The 15,582-nt window shown below is 72.3% G+C and carries 17 protein-coding genes and 1 pseudogene; 7 read left to right on the top strand and 11 right to left on the bottom strand.

What is annotated here, in order from left to right:
- Positions 1–11 precede the first annotated feature (11 nt).
- A pseudogene (locus BLT23_RS02075) lies at positions 12–776 on the top strand (NAD(P)H-dependent oxidoreductase).
- 42 nt (positions 777–818) lie between these two features.
- Here BLT23_RS02075 and BLT23_RS02070 read toward each other — a convergent pair.
- The gene (locus tag BLT23_RS02070) at positions 819–1,865 is read right to left on the bottom strand and encodes a hypothetical protein (protein WP_245743450.1); all 1,047 of its coding nucleotides are present in this window, start codon (positions 1,863–1,865) and stop codon (positions 819–821) included.
- Positions 1,866–1,894: 29 nt separating this feature from the next.
- Positions 1,895–2,392 carry an RNA polymerase sigma factor gene (locus BLT23_RS02065; RefSeq protein WP_245743449.1) on the bottom strand — a complete coding sequence of 166 codons (498 nt, stop codon included), beginning with the start codon at positions 2,390–2,392 and terminating at the stop codon, positions 1,895–1,897.
- 177 nt (positions 2,393–2,569) lie between these two features.
- On the opposite strand from BLT23_RS02065, the gene BLT23_RS02060 reads away from it, so the two are divergent.
- From BLT23_RS02060 to BLT23_RS02040, 5 genes are all read left to right on the top strand, one after another.
- Positions 2,570–3,187, top strand: a complete 618-nt coding sequence (locus tag BLT23_RS02060; RefSeq protein ID WP_143035781.1) for a hypothetical protein — start codon at positions 2,570–2,572, stop codon at positions 3,185–3,187.
- Positions 3,188–3,198: 11 nt separating this feature from the next.
- Positions 3,199–4,551 carry a DUF2867 domain-containing protein gene (locus BLT23_RS02055; protein WP_176946549.1) on the top strand — a complete coding sequence of 451 codons (1,353 nt, stop codon included), beginning with the start codon at positions 3,199–3,201 and terminating at the stop codon, positions 4,549–4,551.
- Positions 4,552–4,565: 14 nt separating this feature from the next.
- On the top strand, positions 4,566–5,237 hold the full coding sequence (locus BLT23_RS02050) for an AIM24 family protein (protein WP_090044864.1): 672 nt from the start codon (positions 4,566–4,568) through the stop codon (positions 5,235–5,237).
- 106 nt (positions 5,238–5,343) lie between these two features.
- Complete coding sequence (locus BLT23_RS02045) at positions 5,344–5,988, top strand: dihydrofolate reductase family protein (RefSeq protein ID WP_090044862.1); 645 nt, start codon at positions 5,344–5,346, stop codon at positions 5,986–5,988.
- Positions 5,985–6,587, top strand: a complete 603-nt coding sequence (locus BLT23_RS02040; RefSeq protein WP_218133646.1) for a DUF3885 domain-containing protein — start codon at positions 5,985–5,987, stop codon at positions 6,585–6,587. The genes BLT23_RS02045 and BLT23_RS02040 overlap by 4 nt, the downstream gene beginning before the upstream one ends.
- A 24-nt stretch (positions 6,588–6,611) precedes the next feature.
- Here the strand turns inward: BLT23_RS02040 and BLT23_RS02035 are convergent, their stop codons facing one another.
- The 6 genes from BLT23_RS02035 to BLT23_RS02015 all read right to left on the bottom strand — a co-directional run bounded on the left by BLT23_RS02035 (position 6,612) and on the right by BLT23_RS02015 (position 11,653).
- Positions 6,612–6,920 carry a DUF3040 domain-containing protein gene (locus tag BLT23_RS02035; RefSeq protein ID WP_176946548.1) on the bottom strand — a complete coding sequence of 103 codons (309 nt, stop codon included), beginning with the start codon at positions 6,918–6,920 and terminating at the stop codon, positions 6,612–6,614.
- Positions 6,921–6,951: 31 nt separating this feature from the next.
- Positions 6,952–7,410, bottom strand: a complete 459-nt coding sequence (locus tag BLT23_RS02030) for a GreA/GreB family elongation factor (protein ID WP_090044858.1) — start codon at positions 7,408–7,410, stop codon at positions 6,952–6,954.
- Positions 7,411–7,533: 123 nt separating this feature from the next.
- A complete protein-coding gene (locus tag BLT23_RS40480) occupies positions 7,534–7,707 on the bottom strand; it encodes a hypothetical protein (RefSeq protein WP_176946523.1) in 174 nt (57 codons plus the stop codon).
- 6 nt (positions 7,708–7,713) lie between these two features.
- Entirely contained in the window at positions 7,714–8,967 is a 1,254-nt protein-coding gene (locus tag BLT23_RS02025; protein ID WP_090044856.1) for an NAD(P)/FAD-dependent oxidoreductase, read from the bottom strand.
- A gap of 85 nt (positions 8,968–9,052) precedes the next feature.
- Positions 9,053–10,600 (bottom strand): PucR family transcriptional regulator, encoded by a 1,548-nt coding sequence (locus BLT23_RS02020; RefSeq protein WP_090044854.1) that lies wholly within the window; start codon positions 10,598–10,600, stop codon positions 9,053–9,055.
- Between the two features lie 75 nt (positions 10,601–10,675).
- Positions 10,676–11,653 carry an NADPH:quinone reductase gene (locus BLT23_RS02015; RefSeq protein ID WP_090044852.1) on the bottom strand — a complete coding sequence of 326 codons (978 nt, stop codon included), beginning with the start codon at positions 11,651–11,653 and terminating at the stop codon, positions 10,676–10,678.
- Positions 11,654–11,772: 119 nt separating this feature from the next.
- Here BLT23_RS02015 and BLT23_RS02010 point away from each other — a divergent pair, with 119 nt between their 5' ends.
- A complete protein-coding gene (locus BLT23_RS02010) occupies positions 11,773–12,273 on the top strand; it encodes a MarR family winged helix-turn-helix transcriptional regulator (protein ID WP_090044849.1) in 501 nt (166 codons plus the stop codon).
- 9 nt (positions 12,274–12,282) lie between these two features.
- Here BLT23_RS02010 and BLT23_RS02005 read toward each other — a convergent pair whose 3' ends face one another.
- From BLT23_RS02005 to BLT23_RS01995, 3 genes are all read right to left on the bottom strand, one after another.
- Positions 12,283–12,483 carry a hypothetical protein gene (locus tag BLT23_RS02005; protein ID WP_090044847.1) on the bottom strand — a complete coding sequence of 67 codons (201 nt, stop codon included), beginning with the start codon at positions 12,481–12,483 and terminating at the stop codon, positions 12,283–12,285.
- Positions 12,484–12,522: 39 nt separating this feature from the next.
- Positions 12,523–13,728 carry a hypothetical protein gene (locus BLT23_RS02000; protein WP_090044845.1) on the bottom strand — a complete coding sequence of 402 codons (1,206 nt, stop codon included), beginning with the start codon at positions 13,726–13,728 and terminating at the stop codon, positions 12,523–12,525.
- Between the two features lie 79 nt (positions 13,729–13,807).
- On the bottom strand, positions 13,808–15,547 hold the full coding sequence (locus tag BLT23_RS01995; protein WP_090044843.1) for a serine/threonine-protein kinase: 1,740 nt from the start codon (positions 15,545–15,547) through the stop codon (positions 13,808–13,810).
- Between the last annotated feature and the right edge of the window lie 35 nt (positions 15,548–15,582).

Raw genomic sequence — 15,582 nt, 5'->3', positions numbered from 1 at the left:
CGATCGGTGCCATGAACGTTCTGTGGATCCAAGCCCACCCCGAACCCCGTTCCCTCAACGGTTTCCTCGCCGCCGAGGGACAGCGGGCGCTGCGCGAGGAGGGCCACGAGGTCGTGGTGTCGGACCTCTACGAGATGGGCTGGAACCCCGTCGTCGGCACCGGGGACTACGCGCACGACCCGGCCGGGCGCTTCCAGGTCGCCACCGCCGCGCGACGGGCGCACGCGAACGGCGAGGTGGCGCCGGACATCCGGGCGGAGCAGGAGAAGATCGACCGGGCGGACGTGCTCGTCGTCCAGTTCCCGCTGTGATGGTTCGGGATGCCCGCGATCCTCAAGGGCTGGTTCGACCGGGTGTGGCACCAGGGGTACGCCTACGGCCACCGGGGCCCCGATGGCGAGTGGCTCGGCTACGGCGACGGGTTCCTCTCCGGCACACGCGCGCTGGCGGTCGTGACGGCGGGCGGACCGGCGTGGACGTACGGGGAGCGCGGCATCCACGGCTCCGCCGACGCCCTGCTCTTCCCGTTGCAGCACGGGATCCTGTTCTACGGCGGCGCGGAGGTGCTGCCGCCGGTGCTGGTCACCGGAGCCGACCGCCACACACCGGAGGAAGGCGACCGGGCGGCCGCGCACCTGCGGGAACGGCTGCTCGCGATCCCGGCCACCGAGCCGATCGCGTACCGGCCGGGACGCGGCGGTGACTACGACGAGAACCTCGTGCTGCGGCCCGGGGTCGCGCCGGGGGTCACCGGTCTGGCCGTGCACGTGGCATGACCGACCGGCGCGGGAGAGCCGTGCTCCCCCGCGCCGGTCAGGTCAGATCCGGCCCGCCTTCACGTCGTCGAGCGTCACGCGCGACGACTCGTACCGGACGATCGCGGCCTTCGAGGGCTCCGGCGACAGCGGGTTCGGGACGATCTCGCTGCTGATCGGCAGGCCGGTCTCCGCGCTGACCGTCAGGACCGCGTGCCCGTCACCGCCGTGGATGGCGGGGGACCCGGTGAGGGTGAGGACCTGCCGTCCGCCGGCCTCGGCCTTCTCGACCTTCACGTCCCCGATCGTCGCGAGCAGCTTCAGCACACCGGCCCGGACGTCGGCGTTGGAGGCCCCGGAGAACAGCGCGGAGGTCGTGCTGGCCCACAGCTGGTTGTTGAGCAGGTCCTCGAACTCCTTGCCCGTCGGGCGCGGCTTGAAGGGGGGCACCTCCTTGCCGAGCCTGCGGAACTCCGCCGCCCGCCGCTCGTACGACTCCTGCCACGCCTTGTCCGCCTCCTCCGGGGTCGTCCCGAAGCCGAACGGGGCCCCGGTGGAGGCGAGCATGTCGTCCCTGGCCTTCTCCACGTCGCCGGTCGCGGCCAGGCGGGCGGCGTCCATCGCCTTCCGGTGGTGCTCCTGCGCCTGGTCGTCGTTCCTGCGGGCCCCCTCTGCGAGGGACTGCGGCGAGTCGCCGTAGAACATCTGGCCCTGGTCGGTGTAGACGGTGTAGTGGACCGACGGCGACCCGTCCGGCGCGGCCCATCGCTTGACGACCAGCGAGGAGTCGCCCGGCAGCTGACCGGCCGCCTGCACCGCCGAGGCCAGCTCCACGAGCGGCGACTCGACGACCTGGGGAGCCGCACCGGCCTCCGGTGCGGCGGAGTCCGCCGGGGTGGTGGCGGGGGCTCCACCGCCGGTCGTCCCGATCACCACCGCGGTCACGACCGCCGCCGCGCCGAGCGCCGCGACGCTCAGCCTGGGCCACGACCTCCGGCGCCGTGGCGGCGGGACGGTGGTCATCTGTTCTCCCATCGCCGAGTGCAGCGCGCCGCGCGCACGGTCATAGGCTTCGGAGCTCGGGGAATGCACGTCACGCAGCTTCTTCATCAGATCCATCTCATCCACGGGTCGTCTTCTCACGTTGTCGGGACCTGCAGCAGCACGGCCACCTCGGGGGCCTCTCGCAACGCTTTGCGCGCCTGGTGCAGCAGACGGCGTGCCGTGCCGGCCGGCAGGTCGAGCACCCGGCCCGCCTCCGCGACGGTCAGGTCCTCCCAGGCGACCAGGCCGAGCACCTCGCGTTCCTCCGGTCTCAGCCGTGCCAGCGCCGTGCGCAGCAGTGCCTGCGCGTCGACACGGGCGTCCACGGCGGGCCACGGGTCCCAGCCCGTCGCCGTCCCGCTCAGGTCCGCCGCCGGGTCCTCGGCCGGTTCCGACCGCCAGTGCCGCCGCAGCCTGTTCAGCGCGACGCCGTACAACCAGGGCCTGGCCTCCGGGTACGACCGGTCGTAGGTGGCCCGCGACTCGTACGCCGCCACCCACACCTCACCGAGGACGTCCTCGGCCGCCTGGCGCCCGATCCGGCGCGCGAGGTAGTTCCCGATCGCGGTCTCGTGGCGGCTGATCACTTCCACGAAGGCGTTTGTGTCTCCGCGCAGTGATCTGCCGATCAGTTCCGCGTCTGACGACATGAAGCTCCTCGGGTTCGCTCCGCCTTCCACCCCTCTCTTGCCAACGCGGGCCCGAACCGTTCAGGTTGCCCTGCGCCGCAGGTCAGAGGGGTCGGCGTCCGGCCGGGGCATCGTCCGTTCGTGACTGGACGGTTGCGGGGGCTCCAAAATGGGCACGTCATCCGCGTGACGACCGACCACGACGACTTGCTCCCCTTGCGTCTGGACCGCGAGACGCAGGAGCTGCTCGACCCGCACCACCACCGCGCGAGCGCACGCCTCGGCGACCGGTTCGTGGTCGACCCCGGCCAGGTGCTCGAGAACGTCGCGATGGCGATGGAACGCCTGGACCTCGACATCAGCACGCCCGTGAGCATCGAGGAGGACGTCGCGACCCTCGACGAGCTGGTCGCGATGGTGGAGCACTTCGACAGGGGCCCCGAGCTCGTCGCGCACGTGCTCAACACGGCCGCGCGGGTCATGAACGCCCGCTACCCCGCCGAGCTCGTCCGCCACCCGCTGCCGCCCGACTGCGACCTGCGCCGCCTGTTCCACGCCGACGTCGACGAACGCTGCCAGGACATCGCGAGGGCGGTGTTCAACCGGCGGCTCGCGGAGAACGCGGACGTGCGGGACACCGAGATCGCGGTGGACCTCGACGGACTCTCGTCGCAGCAGCGGATCGAGGTGTTCATGGCCGTGTTCTTCCTGTACGGGACGAAGATCGGGGCGCTGCAGAACCGGACCGGCCTGCGATGAGGTGCCTCGTCATGGGCGCGACCGGGCACCTGGGGTCGCACCTCGTGCCGGAGCTGCTCGCGCACGGCCACGAGGTGGCGGTGCTGGTGCGCGACCGCGCCCAGGCGACCCGGTTCCCCACCTCGGTGCTGGTGCACAGCGGTGACGCCACGGACCGGCGCGCGGTCGGGAAAGCCCTGGCGGGCACCGAGGTCGTGTACTTCCTCGTGCACTCGCTGGACCGGCCGGACTTCGCCGACGTCGACCGCGCGGCCGCCACCGTGCTGGCGGAGGCGGCGCAACGGGCGGAGGTGCGGCAGGTCGTCTACGTCGGCGGGCCGCGCCCCGACGGCCCCGGCCTGTCCCCGCACCTGCGCTCCCGCGCCGAGGTCGGTGACGTCGTGGCGGCGGGCCGGGTGCCCGCGCTCGTGCTGCGCACCCCGATGGTGATCGGCGCCGGGTCGGCGAGCTTCGAGCTGCTGCGCTCGTCCGCGCGGCTGTCGCCGTGGGTGCCGGTGCCGTCGTGGATGCACCACACCAGCAGGCCGGTCGGGGTCGCCGACGTCGTGCACTTCCTGGTGGCCTCCGCGCACCTGCCGGAACCGGTCGACGGCGCGTTCGACGTGCTCGGGCCGGAACGGCTGTCCTACCTGGACCTGGTGCAGCGGTGCGCGCGGGTGCTGCGGCTGCCCGTCCGCGTGCCGGTGCCGTCGCCGTTGTGGTCGCACAAGCTCGCCGCGCAGGTCGCCGGGCTGCTCACGCCGGTGTCCGCGACGGTCGCGGAACCGCTGCTGGTGTCGCTGGACCACGACCTCGGCTCCGGCGGAACCCCCGTCACCGAGGTGCTGCCCGCCCCGCCCGGTGGGCTGACGAGCGTCGACAACGCCATCCGCGCCGCCATCGACCCGCCGGACGAGGAGACCGGCGGCGAGGTGTTCACCGAGGAGCAGACCGTGCTGACCGACGCGTCGCCCGACGACGTGTGGCGCACGGTGAGCTCACTGGGCGGCGACGAGGGGTGGCACACCATCCCTCTCGTGTGGACGGTCCGGGGCGCCGTCGACCACCTGCTGGGCGGCATCGGGCTGTACCGGGGCCGGGCGCCGGAGGTCGGGGCGGGCGACGTCGTCGACTTCTGGACCGTTGTGGACCGCGACGACGAGGGGCGGCGACTGGTCCTGCGGGCGGACATGAAGATGCCCGGCCGCACGGTGCTCGACATGCGAGTGGACCGCGAGGGTGACCGCACCCGTTATCGGCAGAAGGTCACGTTCACCGCGGACGGTCTGCTCGGCCAGTTGTATTGGGCAGTTCAGAAACCATTGCACGACATCGTGTTCGCGACCATGGCACATGGGATCGTGCGGAGCGCGTCCAAGCGCTGAGGCATGATCTGCGCATGCGCAGCTCACTGTTCAACCACCAGGAACGCTCCGTCGAGCCGGGCAGCTTCCAGCTGCAGAACGAGCGGATGCTCAAAGTGGACCTCACCGGCAGCGGTGGGTTCTTCTTCGCCAAGCAGGGCTCGATGGTCGCCTACCAGGGCGAGGTCGACTTCGCCTACGAGGGCGCGGGCGGCATCGGCAAGCTGTTCAAGAAGGCGTTCACCGGCGAGGGCATGTCCCTCATGAAGGTCTCCGGCAGCGGCGACGTCTTCCTCGCCCAGGACGCGGACGAGGTCTTCGTCGTCCACCTGGAGAACGAGAGCGTCACGGTCAACGGCAAGAGCGTGCTCGCGTTCGAGAGCTCGCTCAAGTGGGACATCAACCGCACCGAGGGCGCGTCGATGATCAGCGGCGGCCTGTTCAACACCACCTTCACCGGTACCGGCGCCCTGGCGGTCACCGCCTACGGCACGCCGGTCGTGCTGAACGTGGACGTGCCGACGTTCGTCGACATGCAGTCGGCCGTCCTGTGGTCCACCTCGCTGCAGTCCTCGATCCGCAAGACGGCCAAGCTCGGCGCGGTCATCGGCCGCGGCTCCGGCGAGGCGTTCCAGCTCGCGCTGACCGGACAGGGCATCGTGGTCGTGCAGGCGTCGGAGGGCCACCCCGTCCCGACCACGGCGTGACGTGCGCGCGTGAGCTCGTCGGAACGGGGACCGATGAGTTCACGCGCCGGCGGTGGTCTGCCTGTCAGCCGGACCGGCAGGCCGGCCGAGACACGGGAGGAAACCCATGACCCAGCTGGTGAAGGTCCAGAACTTCGTCGTGTCCCAGGACGGGTTCGGCGCCGGTGAGGACCAGACCCTCGACCGGCCGTTCGGCCACGCCGACCCCGGCACCCTGTTCGCGTGGGCGGGAGCGACGGCGAGCTGGCCCAACCGCACCGAGCCCGGCGGCAGCCGCGGCCTCGACGACTACCTCACCCGCGACTTCGCCAACAACATCGGCGCGGAGATCATGGGCGCCCACAAGTTCAGCCCGCACCGCGGCCCGTGGCGCGACCACGACTGGCAGGGCTGGTGGGGCGACGAGCCGCCGTTCCACACCCCGGTCTTCGTGCTGACCCACCACGAGCGGCCGTCGTTCACGCTGTCCGACACGACGTTCCACTTCGTCGGCGGCGACCCGGCGGACGTGCTGCGGCTCGCGAAGGAGGCCGCCGGGGGCAAGGACGTCCGCATCGGCGGCGGCGCCACGACCATCAGGGCGTTCCTCGACGCCGACCTCGTCGACACGCTGCACGTCGCGGTCGCGCCGGTGTCCCTCGGTCACGGGGTGGCGCTGTGGAAGTCGCCGGACGAGCTGCTGGACCGCTTCCACCTCGACGTCGTGCCGAGCTCCAGCGGAGTGGTGCACCACCTGTTCTGGCGGAGGTGACGATCGCGGAACCCCCTGTGCCGGACGACCTCCTGTCGCTGTGGGAGCGGCACTGGGAGCGCTGTTTCCCGGTCCCGCACCTGCTGAAGCACGTCTACGCCGAGCGCTGGGTGCGGTTCCACAGCCTGCCGGGCTCCAAGCGCTACCCCACCGACGAGGCCGAGTACGACATCGTGCTCGGCCGCTACAACACCGTCCTGGACGAACTGTTCCGCGGGGAGGAAGTCCGGATCGTGACGACGAGCTGGTCGGGTGAGTCGCAGCCTCCACCGCTGAAGGCACAGCACGCGCACTGGCATCCCGGTGCGCGTCATTGGATGTCCATGCGCACCGACGAGAACGAAACGGACCCGGAGTTCATCACGTACGCCCACCTACACGTGAGCACCGCGCCCTGGCGGACCGGTCTCGTGGACGACCTGCTGCGCGCCGTGGCCGACGACCGCGCCTCCGAGGTGATGATCACCAGCCTGTCCTTCGACCGGATCCACCACCCCTACGACGGAGGCGCCGACGTCCTCCTGCCCACCAGCGCGGACCGCGACGTCCTGAAGAACCGCCACCCCGAGTGGCTCTCCTCCTCTCCGGGAGGGCTGTGAACCAGTCCTTTGTGGACGCGGAGGTCAGTCCTGCGGCCAGGTCCGCTCACCGCTCTTGGGCAGCGCTCCGCGTGCCGCGGCCTTCCGGCGGTGCAGCGTTCCCCACGCCCACCCGGCGACCAGCGCACAGGCCAGCCCTCCGGTGGTGTGGCCCAGCGCCAGAGAGGCGACGGCCAGCACACCGGACACGGCCAGCAGGGCCGTGAACCAGTGGTCGGCGACCTTCGGCGCGGGCCAGTCCGCGGTCTGCAGCTTCTCGACTAGGCGCGGGTCGTCCTCGGCCAGTCCCCGTTCGATCTCGCACAGCTTCTCGCGTTCACGGTCGCTGAGCACGATCACCCTCCCTTCCCCGGTCCCCGGCTCATCACGCACCTCCTGCGAGGCCGTAGGGCACCGCGTCGAGCAGGGTCACGCGGACCGTGGCGCGGCTGGGGGTGCGGTAGGAGCGCTGCTCGCCGCGGCGGGCACCGATCAGGGCCGCGCCCAGCGGGGACGTCGGCGAGTAGACCTCGATCGTGCCGTGCTCCGCGCCGCGGGCGCCGAGCAGGAACGTCTCGGTCTCACCGGTGTCGTCGAAGCGGACGGTGAGGACCATGCCGGGCTCGGCGACGCCGTCGTCCGGCGGGTCCTCGCCGACGACCGCGTTGGTGAGGAGGTCGTTGATCTGGCGGATGCGGGCCTCGCGCTCGCCGGGCGGCACGGCGCCCGCGTCGTCGGAGTCCTCCGGGCGGCCGCGCGACTGGGCCAGCAGGGCCGCCAGTTCGTTGCGGAGCCGGTGGTGCGCCTGCGGTGACAGCCACACGCGCGGGGTCGTGCTGGTCATGTTGCCTCCCAGGGCAGGAGTAGTTGCCGTCAGGACGGTCTGGGGGGGGAGGGAACCGCCCTGACGGCGGGGTGTCCATGCGGGCCGGAGTGTGCGCGCGACCCGTACGGACCGGAAATGTGGTCAGGTGTGGCGCTGCCCGCGGCGGAGCATCGCCTCGAAGTCGTGGGCGTAGCCGGAGGCCACGCTCAGCAGGATGTCGCGCTGCGCGCGGAGGAACTCGTTCTCCTTGCGCAGCCAGGCCAGTTCGGACCGTTCGTCACCGGTCAGCGCGTCGTCCAGCGGTTCGGCTTCCACGGGCGCTCACCTCAGCGGGTCGAACTCGCGCAGGGCACCGGGCTGCTTGCCGGTGGTGATCTGCTCGGCCAGCAGCCGTCCGGTCACCGGCCCCTGGGCGAGGCCCCACATGCCGTGCCCGCCCGCGACGTAGACGCCGGGCGTCCTGGTCGCGCCGATCAGCGCGCGGCCGTCCGGGGTGACCGGGCGCGGGCCCACCCAGACGTCGGTGCGCTCGTCCCACGCCACGCCGTCGAACAACGGCCGGACGGACTTGATGATCGCGTCCACCCGCGCCTCGTCCAGCGGCGCGTCCGGGTCGCGGAACTCCATCGTGCCCGCGACGCGCAGCTTGCCCTGGTACGGCGTGCACGCGACGCGCACCTCCGGCAGGTAGACCGGGCCGGGGACGGGCCGGTCTACGGGCACCGTGAACGAGTAGCCGCGACCGGCGCGGACCGGCGTGCGGACGCCCGTGCGGCCCGCGAGGCGCGGCAGCCAGGCGCCGGTGGCCAGCACCGCGACGTCCGCCTTGATCGCACTGCCCTCAGCGGTCCGCACCGAGACGCCACCGCGTTCGGCGACGACGTCCGCCACCTCGAACGACCTGATCGTGGCGCCGCGGACGACCACCGAGCGGCCCAGCGCCTGCACGAACCCGCCGGGGTCGACGAACCGCTGTCCGTCGATGCGCACGCCCGCCGTCAGCGCGGACGACGCGAGCGGCACGCCGAGCTCGACGGCGGAGAGCTCGGCGTGCTCGACCGGCTGCCCGGCCCGCGCGAGCCGTTCCAGCTCGCGCAGGAGACCCCGGGCCTGCTCCGCGGTCGTGAAGGCCGCGGTGATCGGGGCGTCGAACGTGGGCGCACCGACACCGTTGGCGGTGAGCACGTCGTACGCCTCGATGCTTTCCTCGTTCAGCGGGAGGTTCGCTTTCGCGGCCCGCGTCCACGACGACCACCGGCACTGGGCGGCGAACCGGGTGAGGAACGACCAGAGGCCGGGATCGGCGGTCAGCGGGATGTGCAGCGGCGCGGCCGGGTCGAACAGCGACCGCAGCCCGTAGCGCAGCACCGCGGGCTCGTTCAACGGGATCGCCAGTCCCGGCGCGATCCACCCGGCGTTGCCCCAGGACGCGCCGGCCGCGACACCCGTGCGGTCCACGACCGTCACGTCGACACCGCGTTCCTGGAGGAACCACGCCGTGGACAGCCCCACGACCCCCGCACCGACAACGACCGCTGAGCGCGGACCGCCGTCGAGGCGCTCGACGCCGCTCATCCCTGCCTCCTGTCATCGCTCGTGATGACTCCAGGATGGGGCGGACGTCACTCGAACCGGATGTCCGATTCCTACAATCGACGGGTCAGTGGTTGTCGGTTTCCGACACCGTGGCCGCGAGGTCGATCATCATCGCGACCCGTTTGGTGGGGTCGTCCAGGTCGATGCTCGTCACGTCGGTCATCTTCCGCAGCCGGTTGCGGACGGTGTTGCCGTGCACCCCGAGCCGCTCGCCCGCCGTCGTCAGGTCGCCCTGCGCCTCCAGCCACGCCCGCAGGGTCGCCACGTACTCGGTGCCGTGCTCGGCGTCGTACCGGCGCAGGTCCGCCACCGGGCCGCGGGCGGAGGCCCGGCCGACCCGTGCCGCCGTGCGCAGCCGTTGCAGCAGGATCGCGTCCCACGACTCGTCGTACGCGGGCGGTGCCGTGTCCTCGGTCCTCATCTCGTGCAGCGCCAGGCACTCGTCCGCCTCCTGCCGGGCCGCGGGCAGGTCGGCGGGCTCGGCGACGGCGCTGATGCCCGCGGACAGCACGAGGGTGTCGGGCAGCGCCGCCTCCAGCACCGCGAGCCAGTCGCGTGCCGCGGCCACCCGCTCCCCCGGCAGGATCGTGTAGATGCTGTTGCCGGACAACGCGCTGCGGCCCGGCCGCGACCAGCCGAACCCGGTGGTCGCCTGTTCGAACGCGAGCAGCACCGCGGCGTGCCGTTCGGCGCCGACGTGCGCGCGCACCGCCACGACCCGCGCGGGACCGGGTGGCAGCCCGAGCTGGCTGATCACGGTCGCGGCGTCCGCGGTGCCCTCCAGCAGCCGGATCACCCACTCCGACTCGACCTGGCGCTCCAGGTCGGCGCTCGCCCGCAGCCGCAGCAGGTGCAGCGCCACGGTCCGGGCGCCGTCGGTCAGCGCGGTGCGGCGGGCGCCCCGCAGCGGGGCGGAGCAGGCGACCCAGATCGTGCCGAGCAGCTCCTTGCCGACCCTGACCGCGACGACCTCCCGCCCGGTCAGCCCGCGGTCGGGCACGCCGCCGACGAAGAACGGCTCGTCGGACGCGGCCAGGTGCCGCCGCACGCCCGCCGCGTCGAACAGCTCCCGCACCCAGGCGGGCACCTGGCGGCCCATGATGGTCTCCAGCCTGGCCGCGTCCACCTCCTGCTGCGGACCGGAGTAGGCGAGCACGCGCGACAGGTGGTCCTCGATGGTCACGGCGCCCCCGGTCGCGGCGGCGAGACTGTCGGCCAGCGCGAACAGGTCGGTCGGCCCGCGCCCGGACTCGGTCTCCCTGCCCTCCAGCACGAGGCCGTAGACGACGCCGGCGAGCTGGCTCCACGACAACGCGGGATCAGCCAGCAGCACCGCGACCCCCTCGGCCTCGCCCACCGCGACGGCGTCCGGCAGCAGCTCCTCACCGCCGCGGACGACCACGGCGAACGCCCGTGCCGCCACCGCCGCCCGCACCGCGTCGACCACGGACCCCAGACCGACGGCGAGGTAGACGTCACCGGCCTCGGGCCGGTCGTCCGTCGCGTCGCGCAGCACGACGCCGCGCAGCTCGGCCGAGCGCGGCACGGGACAGCAGCACAGCCGCACCCCGTACCCGCCCAGCACGTTGACCAGACGGTCCAGCCTCACCATGACGAGCTCCTGCCCCACCGTTCGACGCCCTCGTAGGGTGCCTCACGGCGCGGCCGGGCATGCGGCGGGCGTCCCTCAGCCGAGGGAGACGAACACGCGGCCGCCCGCCCCGGCGTCGACCCGGTCGTGGGCGGCGGCGATCTCGGCGAGGCCGAACCGGGCGCCGACCCGCACGCTCAACGCACCCACAGCTGCGGCCGCGGTGAGGTCGCGTGCCGCCGCCCGTTTCGCGGCTGCCGGGAAGTCGTCGCTGCCGAACAGCCGCACCGTGACGTTCGCGAAGAGCAACGGCCAGAACGGCAGCTCCGTGCGGTCGGCTCGCGTGCCGTAGGCGGCGATGACACCGTCGTCGGCGATCACGGCGACGTCCAGATCAGCGTTGTCGGACAAGGAAACCTCGATGATCCGGTGCACGCCGCCCGGTGCCGCGGCCCGGAGCTGCCGTGGTGCGCCGGGGTCGTCGAGGGCGACGGCGTGCGAGACGACCGAGGGGTCCACGAGCTCGAGGTCCCGCGCCTTCGTGACCGTGCCGAGCACCGTCGCGCCACCCCATCGGGCGAGCTGGGCGGCGAACGAGCCGACGCCACCGAGAACGCCGTGCACGAGGACGATCCGCCCGTCCACGGGGCCATCGGCGAAGACCGTGCGGTGGGCGGTGATCCCGGGGATGCCGAGGCTCGCCGCCAACTCGTCGCCGACGTGGTCCGGCAGCGGCACGGCCAGGTGCTGCGGCACGACCGTGTACTGCGCGGCCGTGCCGGACGGCCGGTAGGACTGCGCGTTGTAGACCCACACGCGCTGCCCGACCCGGTCACGGCCGACGCCCTCGCCGACCGCGTCCACCACCCCGGCGGCGTCGCTGTGCGGGATCACCCGCGGGAACGGCATCCCGGACCCGAGCCAGCCGCGCCGCTTCTTCGTGTCGCCGGGGCTCACGCCGGACAGTCGCACCGCGACGCGCACCTCGCCGGGTCCGGGCTCCGGGTCGGGCAGCTCCCCCACCCGCAGGACGTCTCCGGCGGCACCCTGCCGGTCGTACCAGGACGCGAACATCGCGCTCCTCCCCTGAGCGGCCGTCCCCGGGCGAAATCCCCCGGGACAAATTGTTCAAGTTTGAACCTCGCGACCGGAGAGTAAGTGCATTTGGTTCAAGCGTCAAGTAAATTGGCCGGATGACCTCGGCCTCGAACGACCCGCGCTGGCTGACGGCGGAGCAACGCGTCGCCTGGCTCCACATGGTCCGCGTGCTGACCAGGCTGCCCGCGACGCTCGACGCCCAGCTCGAACGCGACGCCGGGTTGTCGTTCTTCGAGTACCACGTGCTGTCGATGCTGTCCGAGACGTCCGACCACACCCTGCGGCTGAGCAGGCTCGCCCAGCTCACCAGCTCGTCGCTGTCGCGCCTGTCGAACGTCGTGAAACGCTTGGAGGCACAGGGCCTTCTGCGCCGCGAGCCGGACCCGGACGACCGCCGCGCGAGCCGCGCGGTCCTCACCGGCCTGGGCCTGGCCGCCGTCGAGCAGGCCGCGCCCGGTCACGTCACCACGGTCCGCGACCTGGTCGTGGACGCGCTCGACGACGCGCAGCTGGACCACCTGCGCGTCGCCCACGAACGCATCCTGGAGCGGCTCGACCCGTCGTCGGCGACACGGCCGGACTGGTTCGACAACTGAGCCGCGCGGTCACCGCTCCGGCGGCGTCCTCCTGCCCGGCCACGGGATGAGCAGCAGGACACCGGCCCCGACGCACAGCAGGCCGATGGTCGTCCACAGCTGCTGGCCGGTCATGAAGCTGCCCTTGAGGTAGCCCAGCCCCTGCGCCGTCCAGATCCCGCCGACCAGGATCAGCACGACCGCGAGTCCTACCGCCAGTTTCCGGCTCATACCGGCCACCCTAGCGCCCCCAAGTCAGTCCACTGTGGACTACAAGCGGCCGGTGGGTCTGCGCCCCGCCGTCATGGCCTCCACCTGCTCCGCGGTGAACGGCGGCGTGAGCAGGTCCTCGCGCAGCGCGTGGCAGCGGAACATGTCGGCGATGTAGTGCAACCGGTCGGGCAGGTCGGCCCAGTCCCGCGCCGCCGTCCCGGCCAGGCTGTCCGGCGACGGGTCGACGAGCTCCAGCAGCGCCAGCAGCTCCGGCTCGGCCAGCTCCGCGAGCAGCGGCGGGAACGTCGCCGGCAGGTCCACGCTCAGGTCGAGCGTCTCGCCGCCGGGCAGCGACAACGTCATCAGGTGCTTCGTGACCGCGCGGCGGACCACGGCCCGCGCCTGCTCCGCGAGCTGCTCGGTGGCGGCGCGCACGGCGGTGCGCCTGCCGAGCACGGTCAGCAGCACCAGCCGCAGCCACCTCATCACCCGGTTGCCGGGCAGCACCAGCTCGAACAGCCGCCGTTCCAGCTCGCGGGGGTCGACGACGGGCGCTTGCAGCGCGGCCGCGATCTCCGGTTGCAGGCGCGTCTGCTCGTGCAGCCCCACCTCGATGTTGGCCAGCAGCAACAACTCCGCGCGCTGCTTCGGGTCGTCAGTGGTCATCGCGCGGTGGTAGCGGGTGAACGCCTTGCGGAGGTACCGCTGCCCCTCCGGCGGCTCGCCCGGCCGCAGCGCCGCGCAGAACTCCCGGATCTTCTCCTCGTCGTGCACCTGGTCCGGGCCGAACTCCGCGAGGAAGCGGGCGAACTCGCGGGCGATCTCCTCGAAGACCTTGAGGTTGCCGCGCGCCGCTGCCGCACTGACGTCGTCGAGTCGTGCGGTCGCCACCACGGCCTTGCGCACCGTCTCGTGCGCGTGGCCGAGAACTTCCCGCCGCACGGCGCGTTTCAGGCCGTGCACCACCAGGTCCACCCCGGCGGCCAGCTCCGGTGAGGACTTCAGCAGGCGTCCGGCCGTGTCCGCCAGGTCCTCCTGCCGGATCGTCCGCCCGACCTGCTTGGACGCCCACACGGCGAACGTGCACCAGTTCGCGGCACCGCCCGTGCGGGCGGCCAGCACGCGGGACAACCGGTGGTAGCACTGGGTGATCCGCAGGTTCCGGACGACCGGGTCGGCGTGTGCCGCGATCTCCTCGACCTCACCGACGACCGGCGGGGCCCCCTCGTCGATGTCGTGCGCGTCCACACCCGTCAGGCTCATAGAGCAGGACCTCCCTCTCCGCGACTCTCCTCCTGGATCGTCGGAAGAGCGGAAAACGTGACGCCCGTACGGCGCCCGGTCACATCGCGGTCAGGATCGAGTTGTTCCACCACAGGTCGAGCTTGTCGAGGGTGTCGACGTCGCCGCGCCTCTTCACCACGCCGGTGGTGAGCGTCTGCGAGTCGACCCACCACACCTCCGCGACACCTTCTGCGAGGAAGCACGTCGTGAACTCGCCCGGCAGCGGACCGTCCGTCGTGCGGTAGTAGAGCGCGTAGTGCACCGGGTCGGACTTCGGCCGGCAGCCTCCCCTGTCGTCCCTGCGCGGGATGCCCCTGGCGGTCACCAGCTCCTGGAAGTGGGCGTCCTGGGCGGCGCGGTCGGCGAAGAGCCGGAACTCGGCCTCTTCCGGCGGCGGGAAGCTGGACCGCGACCCGTCCGCGTCGCTGCACCGGACCGCGGCGACCGGACCCTTGTCGGGCGTGAAGGCCACGCACGAACCGTTGCCCTGGTAGACGGCGGGCAATGCGGACAGCAACGCGTTCTCCTGCTGCGACCGCGTGGTCGTAGTGGTGGTGGTCGTGGTGGTGGTAGTCGTGCTGCTCGTGGTCGTCGTGCTGGACGGTGTGGAGCTGGACGTGCCGGAGCCGCTGATCTTCGCGCCGTCCGGGAAGTACAGCAGCGCCGCGACGACTCCGGCGACGACCACGACGGCGGTGCCGATGAGAAGGGCCCGCTTGGCCGGGGTCATCTCCCCGGACGGGCGCAGCGCGAGCCGCGGGCCGGTCGTGACGGGTGGGAACTGGTGCGGTGCCGGTGTTCCGTGCGGCGGCGTCCCCTGGCGCGGGTACTGCTGGGGCACGTTCTGCTGGGGCACGTGCGGCGGGGGCCAGCTGGCGGGAGGGGTCGAGACCGGCGACTGCCCGGACGGCGGGGTGTTGGGCGGAATGTTCGGGGGCGGGGTGACGAGTGGCGGGGCGACGGGCGGGACCGGTCGCGCAGGACCGGTCAGCGCCCGGGCGGCCGCGCGGGCGAGGTCCCCGGCGGTGGCGTAGCGGTCGGCGGGCCGCTTGGCCATGCCCTTGGCGATGACGTCGTCCAGAGCGGACGGCACCGCGGAGTTCAGCGGGGACGCCTTGGGCGGGACCTCGTTCAGGTGCGCCCAGATCTGCGCCGCCGTGCCGTCCGCGGTGAACGGACGTCGTCCGGACACGCACGCGAACAGGACGCACGCCAAGGCGTACACATCGGCACGTCCGTCGACCGGTCCGCTCTCAAAGCGTTCCGGCGCCATGTAGTCGAGCGTGCCCACGACCGAACCGGACGCCGTCAGGCTCGTCGCGGCCGGTGAGGCGCTGCGGGCGATGCCGAAGTCCACCAGGTACACGAAGTCGCCGGACGTCACGAGGACGTTGGACGGTTTCACGTCGCGGTGCACAAGACCGTCGGCATGCGCGGCGTCCAACGCGCTCGCGACCTGTTCCACGATCCGCACGGCCCGCGCCGGTTCGAGAGGTCCCGCGGCGATCAGGTCCGACAGGTCGGAACCCTCCACCAGCCGCATGTCGAGGTAGAGCCGGTCGTCGATCTCGCCATAGGCGTGGATGGGGATGACGTGCGGCTCGCGCAGCCGTGCGACGATCTGCGCCTCACGGCGGAACCGGGCGCGGAACTCCTCGTCGTCGTGATAGCCGGGCGACAACCGCTTCAGCGCCACGACCCTGTCGTGCACCGTGTCGTAGGCCCGGTGGACCTCACCCATCCCGCCGCGACCGAGCAGGTGCTCGATCCGGTACGGCCCGAACGTCTCTTCCGTCATCGTCCTCGTGTCCCGAAGCGCCTTGTCCGTCCGAG

Origin of the sequence: Lentzea fradiae (assembly GCF_900100955.1) — a bacterium.
GTDB lineage: Bacteria > Actinomycetota > Actinomycetes > Mycobacteriales > Pseudonocardiaceae > Lentzea > Lentzea fradiae.
The sequence above is the reverse complement of the archived record's forward strand: the minus strand, read 5'-3'. Positions and strand labels throughout refer to the sequence as shown.

What these genes read in the sequence shown, in the direction of transcription:
- BLT23_RS02070 (WP_245743450.1), bottom strand. Translation starts at nt 1,865, where the DNA reads ATGAAGAAGCTGCGTGACGTGCATTCCCCGAGCTCCGAAGCCTATGAC.
- BLT23_RS02055 (WP_176946549.1), top strand. Translation starts at nt 3,199, where the DNA reads ATGGGCGCGACCGGGCACCTGGGGTCGCACCTCGTGCCGGAGCTGCTC.
- BLT23_RS02050 (WP_090044864.1), top strand. Translation starts at nt 4,566, where the DNA reads ATGCGCAGCTCACTGTTCAACCACCAGGAACGCTCCGTCGAGCCGGGC.
- BLT23_RS02045 (WP_090044862.1), top strand. Translation starts at nt 5,344, where the DNA reads ATGACCCAGCTGGTGAAGGTCCAGAACTTCGTCGTGTCCCAGGACGGG.
- BLT23_RS02030 (WP_090044858.1), bottom strand. Translation starts at nt 7,410, where the DNA reads ATGACCAGCACGACCCCGCGCGTGTGGCTGTCACCGCAGGCGCACCAC.
- BLT23_RS02025 (WP_090044856.1), bottom strand. Translation starts at nt 8,967, where the DNA reads ATGAGCGGCGTCGAGCGCCTCGACGGCGGTCCGCGCTCAGCGGTCGTT.
- BLT23_RS02020 (WP_090044854.1), bottom strand. Translation starts at nt 10,600, where the DNA reads ATGGTGAGGCTGGACCGTCTGGTCAACGTGCTGGGCGGGTACGGGGTG.
- BLT23_RS02015 (WP_090044852.1), bottom strand. Translation starts at nt 11,653, where the DNA reads ATGTTCGCGTCCTGGTACGACCGGCAGGGTGCCGCCGGAGACGTCCTG.
- BLT23_RS02010 (WP_090044849.1), top strand. Translation starts at nt 11,773, where the DNA reads ATGACCTCGGCCTCGAACGACCCGCGCTGGCTGACGGCGGAGCAACGC.
- BLT23_RS02005 (WP_090044847.1), bottom strand. Translation starts at nt 12,483, where the DNA reads ATGAGCCGGAAACTGGCGGTAGGACTCGCGGTCGTGCTGATCCTGGTC.
- BLT23_RS02000 (WP_090044845.1), bottom strand. Translation starts at nt 13,728, where the DNA reads ATGAGCCTGACGGGTGTGGACGCGCACGACATCGACGAGGGGGCCCCG.
- BLT23_RS01995 (WP_090044843.1), bottom strand. Translation starts at nt 15,547, where the DNA reads ATGACGGAAGAGACGTTCGGGCCGTACCGGATCGAGCACCTGCTCGGT.